The following is a 15,798-nucleotide window of genomic DNA, read 5'->3' on the forward strand; positions in this document are numbered from 1 at the left end:
ATAAAAGATAAATGTTAGTCAATTTTATTGAACAAATTCAAAATACCTACAAAGAAAATAGTGATTACTTTATTACAGCTTTACAACATAAAGACTTTATTAATGACTCGTTTGAGAGGGAAAAGGAGTATATTCTTCCTGGGAAATCTTTGCACTTCTTAATTGACATTGAGAACTATAGTTTTACTTTGCTTCAAAATTCGGGAGTAGAGTATAAAGGTCCTACTTCAACTACTTCACTAGATTATTTATTTCATGATCTTGACCGTTTTTTAGTCGAAGAAGACAAAGTAATTTACAGAAATGCGATAGATTTTGTTTTTAAAAAGCACTTGGCTCTGTTCGACGAAAAAGCCCCCTTTTTGTTTCGGTCAAGTTTTGTATTCAGGATAAAAAGAGAAAACGAAAGAATCACCTCTTTTCTTCAACATGATATTCCAATTATAATTGAGAATGGAAAAATTAAGCAGTTTTTCTCTGTAGTGACTGATATTTCCCATTCTTTAATAGAACAGGATAATAGGATCTCTTTTTATAATATGAAAAGTAAGGAAGAACATCACTTTGATCTTTCAGAACATCGTACCAAAGGAGCTCTACCTTCTCTGGTTTTATCCAAAAGAGAACTAGAAATATTACAGTATGTCATCAAAGGATTGAATACAAGAGAAATGGCTGAAACATTAAATATATCCGTTGAAACAGTAAACCGTCACCGGAAAAACATGATTAAGAAAAATAAGAAGAAAAATATCATTCACCTCGCTACAGAGGCCTATAAACAGAATTTGCTGTAGATATTTAGTTGAAAAAATTGCTTCAATATTCCCTTCTCCTTGTGATGAAAGTGACCATTTTAACTTTATATCACAATTGAAAATTTATGCATCTTTGAATTCTCTGTTATCTTTGTGCCAAACAAGACTCCAAATAGACTTAATATCTAGCAAGATGTATAAATTATTATTTAGTTTATTAATTACCTTATCTCTTTTTAGTACCGTATCGGGACAAAACAAAGAAGCAAAGAAGAAAAAAAGCAAAAAAACACTTTCAGCAGATCCTGATGCAAAACTTCAATCTCCACATGATATTGCTTTCGATGAAAAATCAGGTTTATTCTTTATTAGTTCCTCAGGAAACCATGGAATTATTAAAAGAGGCCGTAGAGGAGGAGCTGTATTCGTTACAAAAGATTTAGTACATCCAAGAGGTGTTACTATTTTGAATAGCACATTGTATGTAGCGGACTCAAACAGGGTAAAGGGTTTTAATATAAAAGACAATAAAGAAGTTTTTAACGTGGAAGTTGCAGGAGCTAAGGCTTTACATGCTATTACTTGCAATGGAAACCTTCTATATATTTCTGATAAAGAAGCCTCTAAAGTGTTTAGTGTGAATGTAAAGTCTGAAGAAGTTGAAGTTATCACTACAGATGTACCTTCACCTACAGGAATTTATTTTGATAAAAAGTCAAAAGATATTTTAATTCTTAGTTCACTTGAAACAGAAGGTGGCGTATATGCTTATTCTCCAAAGGATAAAGCGGTTGAATTGAAGTTACAGATCATGGATTTCCCTTACTTAGAAGACATTACTTTCAATGGTTCTATGAGCTATTATTTGACAGCTTGGGGAGCCGATCATAAGGAAAATGTAATTATAAAAATCAACAGTTCACTTTCAAGAGAACCCCGTATTATCCAATCTTCTAGTGATGGACCAAGTGGGATGATTTACATTAAGAGAACAAATGAATTAGCGATTACCAGCGAATATGCCAACAATCTAAACATCATAAAACTAGGCTATTAAGAAACACAAAACTTTCTTATTAAGACTTAATCAAAAGAGTGTTCTTTTATAAAAGTTCACTCTTTTTTTGTTATATTATTCAAAATCCACAAGTTATTCTTAGTTTTTTTATATATTATGGAAACATGTAAAAGTCACTCAGAATATCTTGTATTGCCTTAATGAGAAACGTATTTATTTTATCTGCTATTCTACTGATATTTTCAGGATGCAATAGCTCAGAAGAGATTAACACTACACTAAGCTACGATGCAACCAAAGGAATCCATGAAGTGGAAATGATTGGAGACGACGAACAAAAAGTAATTGTCTTTAATGAAATTTCAGAGATTGGAAAAGGTACTATTACCTTACCCGAGGGCAACGTATGGCCTAAATCAATTACAGTGAAGCTTCCTTTCCCCCGTTTAGAAGGATTCAAAGCTTACACTAATCTTGACAAAGAACACCTTTTCGAGCATTTTCATGCTGCTGGTGTTGGTAATCACCAATACATCGCTACCTATAAAGGAGCTGAAAAGAAAAGGATTGTAAAAGAAGAATCATTTGTTGAAATAGAACTACCTCAGGAGATGTGGGAAGACAACCCCAAAATCATCTACATTGAATGGGTAAACCTCTATAGAATTTAAACTCAACTTGACTTTTACATCTTCATTGTCCACTTGTTATTAACCGATCAAAATTATCACATTTAATTTGTGACCTTAATAACAGTAAGAACTAAACCAAAAATAGATCACCGTTCATTCAATTTCATTTTTTGTCTTAGTACTTATATTCTTTAAGAAGAAAAGCTTTCCCCCTTTTCTTCTTAAAGAATGTATATATCCTCCTAATAACTAATAGAATCCCAATTATTCAGATTACCTTTGCACTCGAAAGCATTAAAAACAAGCATAATGACATTCAAGGAATTAGGAATCTCAAGTGCAATTATCAAAGCACTTAAAGAAAATGGAATTGAAGAGCCGACGTCTATTCAGGAAAAATCAATCCCATTTTTATTAAATCAGGGCACGGATTTTATTGGACAGGCACAAACAGGAACAGGCAAAACAGCCGCTTTTGGATTGCCTCTACTTCAATTAGTCAATCCTAAAAACCCTCAACCCCAAGCATTGATTTTATCTCCTACAAGAGAGTTAGGACAACAGATACAGAAACAACTTTTCCGTTTTACAAAATACTACCATAAGATATTTTGTGAAGCAGTATATGGTGGTGCCTCATTAGATCAGCAAATCAACAATCTTAAACGCCCTACACACATTGTAGTAGCCACTCCTGGCCGTTTATTGGATTTGGTAGACAGAAATGCTATTGACCTATCTTATGTAAAAACGGTGGTCATGGATGAAGCTGATGAAATGTTGAGTATGGGTTTTAAAGAAGATCTCGCTAAGATCTTAAGATTAACTACTCATAAGAAAGCAACATGGCTTTTCTCTGCTACTTTCCCTGCCGGAATTAAGGAAATCATCAAAAAATACATGGCTAAGGATGCTCATCGTATTGAGGTAAATCAATTTAATGTAATCAACAAGAAAATCAAGTTCGAGTACATTTTAGCGGAGCAAAAGCAAAAGATGGAAACACTGAACTGGTTTATCCGTCAGCAAGGTGATGCAAGAGGGGTTATTTTCACGAAAACAAAAGCGGAAGCACAACAAGTCGCAAAACAGTTACACGGTAAGCAATTCAAAGCAGAGTCTATTCACGGAGATCTTAATCAAAAGGAAAGAGACAAAGTAATGCGTGCTTTCAAAGGCAATAAATTACAAATTTTGGTAGCTACTGATTTGGCGGCAAGAGGTATTGACATTGCAGATTTAGCCTATGTAGTGCATTATCAACTTCCAGATAAAACAGAGTACTTTACACATAGAAGTGGCCGTACGGCAAGAGCAGGCAAGTCTGGCGTATCTTTATGTATTGTGAGCAAGAAAGAATTGAGCAAGTTGGATGAGATTGAAGACGAGTTCGGTATTACTATGGAACAGATCTTCGATTAAGAAGTCGACTTTCAAGATATAAAAAAGGCTAGGTTGAATTGAAATCAACCTAGCCTTTTCTTTTTGGTATTCCTTAGTGGTATACCAAATTATTTTACTTTCTGAATTACAGATTCAGTAATATCATCAGCACCATCATTGTATAACAACATTTCGATTGGTAATACATATTGGTATCCTTGTGCCTTTGCTACATCAGCTAATGCCGCTTCAGCTTTTTGACGTAAAGGAGTGATGGCATCATTTTGACGCTTTGCAAAGTTTTGCTGAGCAGTTTGTTGGAACTCTTGTAAGTTTCTCTGTAACAACTCTAATTCTTGTGCTTTTTGCTGGATGATTTCTGGTAACCAGTTTGCTTGGTTCTGTTGGAAATCTGCATACTTCGATTGAAACTCTTGCTCTTGTTGTTGCATAGAAGTATACAACTGGTTTTGATAGCTTTCCAATTCCTTCATTTTAGTTTCAAATTCAGGGATTGATCTTACTACACTATCAAGGTTTGCGTAAGCAAAGATTTTAGTTTGAGCTGCACTTTCATTTGAGAAGCTCATAAGCATCACTGCAAATAAAGATGCGAATATAACTTTTAATTTCATTGTTCTTCGTTTGTAAGTTCTAAAAACTAATTTGACTATTGACCGTTCATTTTGGCAATTACTTTACCAGTAATGTCCTCACCGTTGGCGTCAATTAGGAAAGCTCCTATTCTTGCCATAACACCTTTGGCTATAACAATTGAATAACCACCTTCTTTGGCCACTGCCTCTACTTCCGACTCTAATTTTTTCATTAGAGGTTCCATCGCTTCAGCTTGTTTTTTATTAATACCTTGTGAAGCTCTTTGTTGTAATTCTTGAACTTCTTGTTGTAGAGCTTGTAACTCTTTTTCTTTTTCTTGAATCTCAGCAGGAGCCATTGATTGTTGACCTTGCATTAACTGTTGGTATTTCTCTTGCAAAGTACGTTGTTTCATTTCTATTTGAGTTTTAAACTGCTTTGCATAAGACTCAATGATCTTTTGCTGCGTTTTAAACTCTGCCATAGAAGTAATCACACTATCCTCATTGATATAGGCTACTTTTTGTTGAGCCATTGCCACTGAAGATAGCATCATCAACGACCAAAGCGCGAATAAGATTTTCTTCATTGCGTAATTAATTTCTCTGTTTATTTATAAAAACACTAACTGATTAGTACGGTTTTCCTTGCAAAAATATAAATTATCTTGGAGAATCCTCAGGATCTCCCTCCCCAAGTTCGTCTAAAACGAAATCAGTATAGTTATAACGTGGATCTGAGTAGATTAAAGTTATATCTGAAGCTTTATCAAATAAAAAATTTAACTTTTTTTGTCTCGCTACTGCCTCACAAGCCTTTGCTATTTTGTCTTGTAGCGGTTTCATAAACTCCATTCTTTTAGAATATAAAAGGCCTTCATATCCAAAATGATTGGTTTGAAACTCTCTCATATCATTTTTCAAACTAGCAATGGCTTCAAGCTTTTCAGCTTTCATTTCAGGAGTCAGTAAGATCTCTTCATGTGTGTAAGCACGCTCAAGGTCTTCCACCTCCTTTTTCATATCATCTAGCTCTTTTAACCATTTGTCCGTTAGTTTTCTTAGTTTATCCTCAGCTTCATTGTACTCAGGTAAAGACTCTATGATTACTTGAGAGTCAATGTAACCAAATCTTTGAGCCGATGCCAACGGAACGTTGATCAAAAAGAACAGACTAATAAGGAGTAAGTTCTTCATATATTTTTTAGCATAATTTCGTCAAATATGCTTATTATATTTTACTTTATCAATGTATAAATTGCTCTTGTCAAATTTGTAGTCGTTTCATATTTCCGTAGAGAATGAGATGAAAAACCTGCATTAGAGGAGTAATTTTCAATATCATTACTTTCAACAAGTGTTGCATCTAAGACACCCCAAGCTTCCTTTACGACAATTTTTTTATCATTTGATAACATTCCCACCTTAGAAATGGAATCATTAAATGGGCATTCAATAATCAATTGACCACCATCGACAAGCATATCGTACGCCTTTGTGATTACTTTTTGCTGATCATCGGGCGTTAATTCCAAAATACCCGACCACATCCACAAAATAGTATCGGCCTTTTCTCTATGCCAATCTAAATAGCATAAATCATCTTCAACAATTGTAATATTTTCTGATGCCTTTTCTTTTAAAATTTCAGTTAATTCGTGTACTCGTTCTATCCCAACAATTTGACCCTGGAAGTTTTTTGTTTTTAAAGCCTGAATCACTCTTCCATACCCTGAACCGAATTCGATGAGAAGAGAACTCTCTTTTATATCTTCATATATTTGATCAACATCTTCACCCTCTGAGAGCCCAATTTTCTCAGCAAAACCCATGAAAATATCTAACGGCATGTTTGAATAGAATGAAGCGTTACTATCTTTCGCTAGCATAATATAATATTAAAATGAGGACTTTATATTTAAACGTAATAAATACAGCTATCACATTATACAAAAATAATGCAAATAAACCCAAGGATAACAACACCTTACAAAATGATCCTAAAAGAATCTAAAAATCAATTATATATATTTAACAGATAGAAAAATAACTTATTACATCCTCTGGTATTTATCTTCAATAATTCCAAAAAAAGTACTATTGAACACCTCCTTAATCACATTAGCTCCAAAATTCCTTCAACAAATAAAAAACCCTGCCTTTTGCAAGACAGGGTTGATCTATGTATTATAACACTATAACTTATACAAGTTGTGCTAAAGCATCATTTAAAGTAAAGCTTGGGCGCATTGCCTTAGAAGCTTGATCAAATGAAGGATGGTAGTAACCACCAATGCTTTGAGCGCTACCTTGAGCACCAATCAACTCAGCGTTGATTTTCTCTTCATTTTCAGTCAAGTCTTTCGCTAACTCAGCAAATTGAGCTTTTAACTCAGCATCTTTGTCTTGAGCAGCTAACTCTTGTGCCCAATATAACGCTAAGTAGAAGTGAGAACCTCTATTGTCGATTCCACCTACCTTTCTTGCTGGCGACTTATCATTATCTAAGAAACGACCTGTAGCTACGTCTAATGCTTCTCCTAATACTTTCGCTTTAGGATTGTCAAACGTTTCACCTAAGTGCTCTAAAGAAACGGCTAACGCTAAGAACTCACCCAATGAATCCCATCTTAAGTACCCCTCTTTGATGAATTGTTGAACGTGCTTAGGAGCTGATCCACCTGCACCTGTTTCGAATAATCCACCGCCATTCATCAATGGAACGATTGATAACATTTTTGCTGAAGTACCTACTTCTAAGATAGGGAACAAGTCAGTCAAGTAATCTCTTAATACGTTACCTGTTACTGAGATTGTATCATCACCTTTCACGATACGCTCTAATGAGAATTGAGTTGCAGCTACAGGAGCTTTGATCAATAACTCTAAACCGTCAGTATCATGATCCGCTAAGTATTTGTTTACTTTAGCAATCAATTGAGCATCATGCGCTCTATTTTCGTCTAACCAGAATACAGCAGGAGTACCTGTTGCTCTCGCTCTCTTCACTGCTAATTTCACCCAATCTTGGATTGGAAGGTCTTTCACCTGACACATTCTGAAGATATCACCTTCACCTACAGGTTGCTCGATCAATACAGTACCTGCCGCGTCAACTACTTTTACAGTACCTGCTGCTGACATTTGGAATGTTTTATCGTGAGAACCGTACTCTTCTGCTTTTTGTGCCATCAAACCTACGTTTGATACAGAACCCATTGTTGTTGGGTCTAGAGCACCGTTTTGCTTACAGAAGTCGATTGTAGCTTGGTAAACACCCGCATAAGAACGGTCTGGAATAACCGCTTTCGTGTCTTGTTGTTTTCCTGCTTTGTTCCACATTTGACCAGAAGTACGGATCATTGCTGGCATAGAAGCGTCAATAATCACATCTGAAGGAACGTGAAGGTTAGTGATTCCTTTGTCAGAATCAACCATTGCCAAGTCAGGAGCTGTTTCGTAAACTGCCTCGATAGCCGCTTCAACTTCAGCTTGTTTTGCGTGACCTGCAATTTTTGCATAAACATCACCCAAACCGTTAGTTGCTGTAACGCCTAACTCGTTGAATAAATCAGCATATTTTTCAAATACATCTTTGTAGAATACTTCTACTGCTGCACCAAAGATGATAGGGTCAGAAACCTTCATCATTGTTGCTTTCATGTGTAATGAGAACAATACACCTTGTGCTTTTGCGTCAGCCACTTGCTCAGCGATAAATGCTTTTAAAGCTTTTACGTTCATCACTGAAGCATCTATAATTTCACCCTCTAAAAGCGCTACTTTTTCTTTCAATACAGAAGTTGAACCATCTGCACCTACAAACTGAATGCTAACATCAGTTGCTTTGTCTACTGTAACAGATTTTTCGCTACCATAGAAATCATCAGCAGGCATACTTGCCACGTGTGATTTAGAATCAGCCGTCCAAGCACCCATTGAGTGAGGGTGTTTCTTTGCATAATTCTTCACTGCTTTTGGAGCTCTACGGTCAGAGTTTCCTTCTCTCAATACAGGGTTTACAGCACTACCCAAAACTTTTGCATATCTGCTCTTGATTTCCTCTTCGGCAGCGTTGGCAGGCTCAGCTGGATAATCAGGAATATTGTATCCTAATGCTTGAAGCTCATTAATTGCAGCTTGTAATTGTGGAATAGAAGCTGAAATGTTTGGTAACTTGATGATGTTCGCCTCTGGTGTTTTTGCCAAAGCACCTAGTTCCGCTAAAGCATCTCCGATCTTTTGGTCTTCTGACAAATTCTCAGGGAAGTTAGCAATGATACGTCCTGTTAAAGAAATATCTTTTGTTTCGATTTCAACGCCTGCTGCACTTGCGAATGTTTTTACGATTGGTAAAAACGAATAGGTAGCTAATGCTGGTGCCTCGTCTGTTTTGGTGTAAATAATTTTTGCTTTTGCCATGTCTTTTTTCTTATGTGATAGGGAAACACACTGAATGCTGCCGAAATTTGTTGTTTTGTTTAATTAAATCTACTCTTTCCTAGAGCATTCTTAATTTTCAAGTTGCAAATTTAATAAATGTTTAGAAAATCAGAACAAAAATCATTTTCTTAGTAATTTTTTTATCTTAAAAAACAAAAAAACAGCGTCAAACACCTATTTTTTTAAAGATTTTCTAATTGAGCTTTTTATAAAATTTCTTCGCAAAACCTTCAACAAGATTAACAATCGTTTACTTTAGTCGATATTATCAATCATATGTTAACACTGACTTACATCATAAAAACTCTTAAACCAACCCTGCAATTTTGTATCATAATTGGTTCTGAGAAGAATAACAGGGAACCTAGTGTAATTCTAGGACTGTACCCGCAACTGTAAATCTCAATCAAAAATTTGTTACAGATAACCATTATTCATTTGATCTGAATGAGAAGGAGTAACAAAGGAGAAAGTCAGGAGACCTACCAATTTTATATTAATCGAAAAGACAACTTCGGGAATAAAGTTGGAGGTATTTTTTTGCATTTTGCTTGCGCTAATCTGCACAATAAATAGTTGTGTCTCTCCATCCCGTAAGTTGTTGAAAAACAATTTTTCTAGTTTAAAATGAAAAAGCAGCTTACAAACTTAATCAATCTTCTTTTCCTAATTTTAGCCGTAGGCTTCACGAGTTGTGAAAAAGCAACGGAAGAACTCCCCTTATTTGACGTAACTTTTCGTATCAATAACGGTGACAGTGATGTTGTTGTCTCTGTCATTGAAAACGAAACGGTAGCAGAACCATCTGAAACCCCTCAAAAAGAAGGATCTGATTTCCTTGGGTGGTATCACGAAAATGAACCGTATGACTTTGCAACACCTGTTACATCCCCTATCAGTATTGAAGCAAAATATATGTTTTCAGTGGGTGAAACTGAAGTAACATATCAAACTATTTCCCTTGATGACTTCCAAGCCATGGAATCACAAAAACATATGTTGGTAAAAGCTCAAATCAATTATTTAATGTTCGGTTGGGCTTGGGGAACTGAAGCTTACATTACTGATCCTGAAGGCAACAGCTCAAAAGACTTCTATGATCACTCCAATTTCGGAATGTTTTCTTTCCCGTTGAAATTCACTAAAAATGATACACACATTGAAGGTCAAACTTTTGTTTTTGATTTGGTAAAAGATGTTTACATGTCTTCTCCTCAACTAGGATTTGGGTATGGAAGAAATGAAGAATTTGATGAAACAGGAACAAATGCTTACAATGGTTCAAAATGGTTAGCTCCAATGCGTTATGGTATTGAGTTTTTTAATGAAGTGGTAAGAGGTAATGTAAGAGAAGTGACTTTCACAAGCGAAGATGAAGTGAAAGTATTGATAGGTGAAACGGAAGTTTATATCAAAACTTTAGGAGCTGAAGAAGGTACTTATGATAACGTTTCCGAAGACTATGTTGCTACAATTGAAGCAATGTTAGGACAAAACAAGTTTGTAAAAACTATTGAGGTAGACGGAAAAGTGATTTCTGTTTTAAGAGGTGAAGAATTACAATTTACTGACAATATATAATTTTAAATCAGCTATTGCTCAATTTGGGCAATAGCTATTGAACTTATCTAAAAATGAAAAAACGACTTACTATACTAAACAAACTTTTATTCTTATCTATTCTTGGGCTAATTGCGAGTTGTGATTCTCAAGAAGATCAAAGCATTTTACATGAAGTGAAATTTGACCCTGCAGGAGGTTCAGCTGTTGAATCACAATTGATCATTGATGGTGATACAGTTACTAAACCAAATGATCCAATTATGGATGGATCTGAATTTGTAACGTGGTTAAAAAACGATATGCCTTATGACTTTGGGGAACCAGTAAAAGAAGAATTTACATTAACGGCAACGTGGGATGCTATCTATACTCCTATTGTCAATCCAAATGCGACCCCATATATCACGGAAGTATTAAACTTCTCACCTGCTCCAGGACAATTTTTAAACAAAGTAGATGACCAAGCCTCTGTTGTCAATATCATTGGTGATTCGTATCAATTTATCTCATTAGGGACTTTTGGAGGAAATGTCACATTTAAATTTGACCACTCTATCATGAATGGAGAAGGAGACGATATTGCTATTTACGGAAATTCATTTGAAGACAATAGTGAGCCAGGTATCGTAATGGTTTGTCAAGATTTGAATCACAACGGCATAGCAGATGATGATGAGCCTTGGTATGAATTAGCTGGGAGTGAATATTACAAAGATGAAACCACTCACAATTATTCTATCACTTACTACAGACCTGGCCCAGAGGAAGATCAACATATTATTAAATATAAAGAAAAGTATGGTGATACTGAAAACGAAGGTGAAATGGACTTTACTCCAGTTAAACCTTTCCATGAACAGCCTATGTTCCCTACTTTTTATGAAGAGGATGAAATCACATTTACAGGTACTAAACTAAAGTCTAATACTTGGTTTGAGGATATGGGTGAGTGGAAATATTACCACAACCCTGCTTACGACTGGGGTTATGCAGACAACAGAGGGTATGAGAATGAAGGAATTTTAAGAAGTGCAGACCTTTTTGATATCAGTAATGCTGTAGATGAAAATGGAGAGAAAGTAGAGCTTATTGCAATAGACTTTGTAAAAGTATATACAGCAACTACTGAAATTGCACACTGGCTTGGAGAGCGTTCTCCAGAAATTGTTAAAGCGGCAGATATCAGTCTACTTCCTACAAATGAATAATTATAAGTTTAGACTTTTACTGATCGTTTGCTTTTGGTTTTCGCAGGCAAATGCACAAATTGATTCAACTACTTACTTAAGCGAAGTGGAAATCATCGGGCAACGCATACCTGAGAGAATCAGTTTCAAAAACACTAAAATTGACAAAGAGCAAATTGATCAGTATTTGTCAGCTTCTTTAGGAGAATTACTAACCCTAACTACTCCCATATTTATCAAAAGCTACGGAGCGGGAGGTACGGCTACTCCCTCTTTCCGTGGTACGGGTGCCAGTCACACCCAAGTGTATTGGAATGGAATCAACCTGAACTCACCTATGCTGGGTCAGGTTGACCTTTCACTATTTCCTGTCGCTTTCACCGATGAAGTCACTGTCAATTACGGTGCATCCAGTTTACTTTATGGTACAGGTGGTTTAGGGGGTGGCATACAGATGAATAGTAAATTAAACTGGGACAAAAAACAGGAAGTTATCTTCTCTCAAACTTATAATACATTACAAAATTCAATCACAAATGGTAGCATCTCTTTTTCAAATGAAAAATGGAGCAGTACTACCAAACTATTTTATAAAGACGGTCGAAACCTTTTTGAGTTTGTCAATCCATTACAACCTGAAACCCCAACCTGGAGCAATGATCACTCCGGACAAATACAATATGGAGCATTGCAAGAGGTCGGCTATAAAATAAATGAAAACCATACGCTACAAGGTAATATTTGGTATCAGAATAGTGAACGAAAGTTGACGCCTTCTATGGATAGTAGATATGGTGATTCAAAACAAGGTGATGAATCATTTAGAGGATTAGTCACTTGGAAAGTCAATCATGACAATTTCAAAATGGAGTGGAATAACGCTTATATTCATGATTATTTATGGTATGAAAAGCTTTTAAGTAATGATGAAACGCCAAAAACCACCCATTCTAATTCAACTTCATATCAATACCAATCACACCTTAGAGCGTCGTATCAAGTTCATGATCAACTGCTTTTAAGAGGTGGTTATGATTATACTTGGGACAAAATTAGCAGTAATCAATACCAAGCTTCATCCGACTCAACAATTATTGATGTGCATCAAAACACCATTGATCTATATGGTGGATTTGATTATTTCCCTATAGAACAATTGTCCATGAGTTTTCTTATTCGACAACAATGGATAGATGGTGATCTCAAACCTATTTTGCCTTCCTTAGGGATAGAATACCAATGGAATCAAAATGGAAAATACTCTTATAGTCTTAGAGGTAATATTTCCAAAAACTTCCATGCTCCTTCTTTGAATGACCGCTATTGGTACCCTGTTGGAAACCCTGATCTATTACCAGAACAGGGATGGACTTATGAAGGAACTTTGGGTATTCAATCGCATTGGAAAAATAATTGGAGATTGAGCTATGACATCACTGCATTCAGTTCTATTATTCATAACTGGATAGTTTGGAAGCCGGCGGTCAGTAATTTATGGCGTCCAGAAAATTTAAAGAAAGTACACAGTCGTGGTATTGAACAAATCTTACAGTTGACCTATCATAAGAGTGACTGGCAATGGATTGGGTATGCTTCTGTATCTTATGTAAAGTCAGAAAACTTAGAGGCTTATGATGAACTAGACCAATCAGTAGGCACACAATTAATATATACTCCTGTCTTTAGTGCTCAAGGTTATATACAAGCAAATTACAAATCTTGGTACGGGATAGTGGAACAGCAGATATACGGAAAGCGATTAACACAAACTGATGGAAGCGAATATTTACCTCCTTATTATCTCACAAATTTCAGTATAGGTAAGCAGTTCTCCTTTCGTCAACATCGATTCGACTTAAAGGCTCGAATCGAAAATGTTTTCGCTTTCCACTATCAGTCTATTGCTAGAAAACCAATGCCTGGCCGAGTATATCAACTCACCTTTACTTATAAACTATAATCATATATGCGTTTTCCGATTCTTATTTTCATATTAGTTACCCTTTCTTTTGATGCATGCAATACTGTTGAGGACAGCATGCCTATTTCTAACACACCAGAAGTGCCTGAGGAAGTTACTTTTGAGGAAGGTTTATTTGTGATCAATGAGGGTAATTTCGATTGGGGACATGGTACACTCTCGTTCAAAAAATATGAATCGGATAGCGTATATGAAGAAATTTACAAACAAAGGAATGATTTTGAATTAGGAAATGTCGCTCAATCCATGACCATTATTGGAGAAAAAGGTTATATATGTGTCAATAATTCAGAGAGAGTGGATATCATAGAAACCAAAACCGCTAAATGGATTGGAAGAATCGAAATTCCAAGAAGTAGTCCGCGTTATCTTTTACCAATAGATGAAAATAAAGCCTACATAACTGAACTATATGCGGATCGTTTTTATGTTCTAAATCTTGATTCTAATACTATTCAAAAAGAAGTTAGAACATCAGGGTGGACCGAAAAAATGTGTAAAGTGGGTGATTTCGTTTACATGACACAAACCAGAACAGTATATGACAGCCGAAAAGGTGGACAGTTTTTATTAAAAATCAATGCACAAACCGATGCTATTGTAGATAGTTTAGCACTTCCTTACGGGCCTATTGACCTTCAGGTTGATAAAAATGACAAAATATGGGTGCTTTGTAATGGAGGTTTAGTTCAGCTTACCCCTGCTATTGTTCAAGTTGATCCCATTCAATTTGAAATAATAAAAACCCTAGATCTCTCTGCAAATGATTACCTTAGTATGCCTTCCAGACTTCGTATCAATAAGGAAAAAGACATTTTATACTATATTCAAAAAGATGTATTTGCTTTGCCCATCGAAACCTCCACTCCCACTTCCATTATCCCAAAAGAAAAACGCCTTTTTTACGGACTTGGTGTATCTCCTCGTAATAATGATATCTATGTTGCAGATGCGATTGATTACGTTCAGAAAGGTTGGATTTTCAAATACAACCAAGAGGGTGTAAAGTTAGACTCTTTTAAGGTGGGTGTAATTCCTAATGAAATTGTGTTTCAGTAAGAAAATCAATATAATTTTAGTCCTCATAATGAAAGAAAAGCATCTTCCTTTCATCAATCAAGCTTTATAAATAGCTATATTTTTTAGCTACTTGTTTTGGGGAAATATTAAATTTCTTTTTAAATGCTTCTGAAAACTTAGAAATTGAGTTATATCCATATAGTCTTGTTACTTCAGTGACAGAAACTCCTTAATTGATTAGAGTATATTTAGCCTGCTCTAATTTTGTATTGATCACAAACTGTTTCACGCCTGTTCCAAATACTTTCTTAAAATCTCTTCTTAATTTAGAGTTAGATACATAAAACTTCTCGCAAATTTCTTCAAGAGAAATTTGTTTATGCAAGTTTTCTAAAAGATAATCTTTTATTGAAATCATGACTTTATAATCATCTGAATGCAATCCTATACCATCATTTTCATTAGGTACTTCTCTTGACAAAACTCTATCAAATAATACACCTAATGCTTCAATAGACTTCCCGAAAATCACTCCTTTTCTTAGTGGTATTGAAACTGAATCGGGGATAGTGAATATACTATGCAAAAGCAATTGAATTTCAACTGGAATTATATCGTAGATCACCCATGTTTTTTCAGTACTGAAAGTTTGACTTAAAATCTTTTCAGTCTCCTCTAAGTACTTTTCAACATAAGACTTTGTCAAACGAATACTTAACCATTTTGTACTATCTGAAGGTTTACTTTTTAATACAAAAGGAATGTTAGCACTGTGAATATACATTCCGTTAGTTTCTATATTTTTTTTCTCAACAATATCTGAAATTAATGAAGAAGAATACTCAAAACGAATAATCATCTGTTTATCATCCTGATTTTCTATGGATTCAATTATAAATTCAATATCTGAGTTATGGTTGATATCAAAAGTCAATAATTCCATACCATCAAATACCTTATAAAAAGTAACTTCTCCGTTTACTTTATTATTATCAAAAATTAGTTTGTTCTTGTTGATATTACCTCCAAAATATCTTTGTAGTTGATCTAATAATTCAGAGCCTGTACTTTGTTGAAATCGAATTGTTTTCATCAAGATGAGAGATTGTTGAGCGTATAAAATGGAAGTTGAAATGTAATTTACTGACCTTTCGCTCACCAAAAATTTGCGAATGGTAAAAGTATAAATATAAGGATGCTAAATTAAGCTGTTTTTA

At 35.1% G+C, this 15,798-nt stretch carries 14 protein-coding genes, 1 pseudogene and 1 riboswitch; of the genes and pseudogenes, 8 read left to right on the forward strand and 7 right to left on the reverse strand.

Annotated elements, in window-relative coordinates; translation table 11 throughout:
- The first annotated feature begins 11 nt into the window (after positions 1-11).
- From IC221_RS15495 to IC221_RS15510, 4 genes are all read left to right on the forward strand, one after another.
- Positions 12-797 (forward strand): helix-turn-helix transcriptional regulator, encoded by a 786-nt coding sequence (locus IC221_RS15495; protein ID WP_188169837.1) that lies wholly within the window; start codon positions 12-14, stop codon positions 795-797.
- Between the two features lie 154 nt (positions 798-951).
- Positions 952-1,815 (forward strand): hypothetical protein, encoded by an 864-nt coding sequence (locus tag IC221_RS15500; protein ID WP_188169838.1) that lies wholly within the window; start codon positions 952-954, stop codon positions 1,813-1,815.
- Between the two features lie 161 nt (positions 1,816-1,976).
- Positions 1,977-2,447: a hypothetical protein gene (locus IC221_RS15505; RefSeq protein WP_188169839.1), complete on the forward strand. Its 471-nt coding sequence runs from the start codon at positions 1,977-1,979 to the stop codon at positions 2,445-2,447.
- A gap of 270 nt (positions 2,448-2,717) precedes the next feature.
- Positions 2,718-3,830 (forward strand): DEAD/DEAH box helicase, encoded by a 1,113-nt coding sequence (locus IC221_RS15510; protein WP_188169840.1) that lies wholly within the window; start codon positions 2,718-2,720, stop codon positions 3,828-3,830.
- An 89-nt stretch (positions 3,831-3,919) separates the two neighbouring features.
- On the opposite strand, the gene IC221_RS15515 is transcribed toward IC221_RS15510, so the two are convergent.
- The 5 genes from IC221_RS15515 to IC221_RS15535 form a co-directional block, all read right to left on the reverse strand.
- Positions 3,920-4,426, reverse strand: coding sequence for an OmpH family outer membrane protein (locus IC221_RS15515; RefSeq protein ID WP_188169841.1), 507 nt, complete (start codon positions 4,424-4,426; stop codon positions 3,920-3,922).
- A gap of 35 nt (positions 4,427-4,461) precedes the next feature.
- Positions 4,462-4,977, reverse strand: a complete 516-nt coding sequence (locus tag IC221_RS15520) for an OmpH family outer membrane protein (protein WP_188169842.1) — start codon at positions 4,975-4,977, stop codon at positions 4,462-4,464.
- A gap of 73 nt (positions 4,978-5,050) precedes the next feature.
- Positions 5,051-5,584 (reverse strand): OmpH family outer membrane protein, encoded by a 534-nt coding sequence (locus IC221_RS15525; protein ID WP_188169843.1) that lies wholly within the window; start codon positions 5,582-5,584, stop codon positions 5,051-5,053.
- A 41-nt stretch (positions 5,585-5,625) separates the two neighbouring features.
- A complete protein-coding gene (locus IC221_RS15530; RefSeq protein WP_188169844.1) occupies positions 5,626-6,276 on the reverse strand; it encodes a bifunctional 2-polyprenyl-6-hydroxyphenol methylase/3-demethylubiquinol 3-O-methyltransferase UbiG in 651 nt (216 codons plus the stop codon).
- Between the two features lie 313 nt (positions 6,277-6,589).
- Positions 6,590-8,809: an NADP-dependent isocitrate dehydrogenase gene (locus IC221_RS15535; RefSeq protein ID WP_188169845.1), complete on the reverse strand. Its 2,220-nt coding sequence runs from the start codon at positions 8,807-8,809 to the stop codon at positions 6,590-6,592.
- A gap of 342 nt (positions 8,810-9,151) precedes the next feature.
- A riboswitch (cobalamin riboswitch) is annotated at positions 9,152-9,335 on the forward strand.
- Between the two features lie 122 nt (positions 9,336-9,457).
- Between IC221_RS15535 and IC221_RS15540 the strand changes: the two genes are divergently transcribed.
- The 4 genes from IC221_RS15540 to IC221_RS15555 are packed head-to-tail and all read left to right on the forward strand — an operon-like array spanning position 9,458 to position 14,620.
- The gene (locus IC221_RS15540; protein WP_188169846.1) at positions 9,458-10,411 is read left to right on the forward strand and encodes an InlB B-repeat-containing protein; all 954 of its coding nucleotides are present in this window, start codon (positions 9,458-9,460) and stop codon (positions 10,409-10,411) included.
- Between the two features lie 53 nt (positions 10,412-10,464).
- Complete coding sequence (locus IC221_RS15545) at positions 10,465-11,601, forward strand: InlB B-repeat-containing protein (protein WP_188169847.1); 1,137 nt, start codon at positions 10,465-10,467, stop codon at positions 11,599-11,601.
- Positions 11,594-13,540 carry a TonB-dependent receptor gene (locus IC221_RS15550; RefSeq protein WP_188169848.1) on the forward strand — a complete coding sequence of 649 codons (1,947 nt, stop codon included), beginning with the start codon at positions 11,594-11,596 and terminating at the stop codon, positions 13,538-13,540. The genes IC221_RS15545 and IC221_RS15550 overlap by 8 nt, the downstream gene beginning before the upstream one ends.
- 6 nt (positions 13,541-13,546) lie before the next feature.
- A complete protein-coding gene (locus IC221_RS15555) occupies positions 13,547-14,620 on the forward strand; it encodes a YncE family protein (protein WP_188169849.1) in 1,074 nt (357 codons plus the stop codon).
- A gap of 64 nt (positions 14,621-14,684) precedes the next feature.
- Here IC221_RS15555 and IC221_RS29920 read toward each other — a convergent pair.
- Both IC221_RS29920 and IC221_RS15565 read right to left on the reverse strand, forming a co-directional pair.
- Positions 14,685-14,795: pseudogene (locus tag IC221_RS29920) on the reverse strand (AraC family transcriptional regulator); the annotation flags it as partial.
- Between the two features lie 15 nt (positions 14,796-14,810).
- A complete protein-coding gene (locus tag IC221_RS15565; protein ID WP_188169850.1) occupies positions 14,811-15,674 on the reverse strand; it encodes an AraC family transcriptional regulator in 864 nt (287 codons plus the stop codon).
- Between the last annotated feature and the right edge of the window lie 124 nt (positions 15,675-15,798).

The organism is Flammeovirga sp. EKP202, from assembly GCF_014534745.1.
In the GTDB taxonomy this organism is placed as follows: domain Bacteria; phylum Bacteroidota; class Bacteroidia; order Cytophagales; family Flammeovirgaceae; genus Flammeovirga.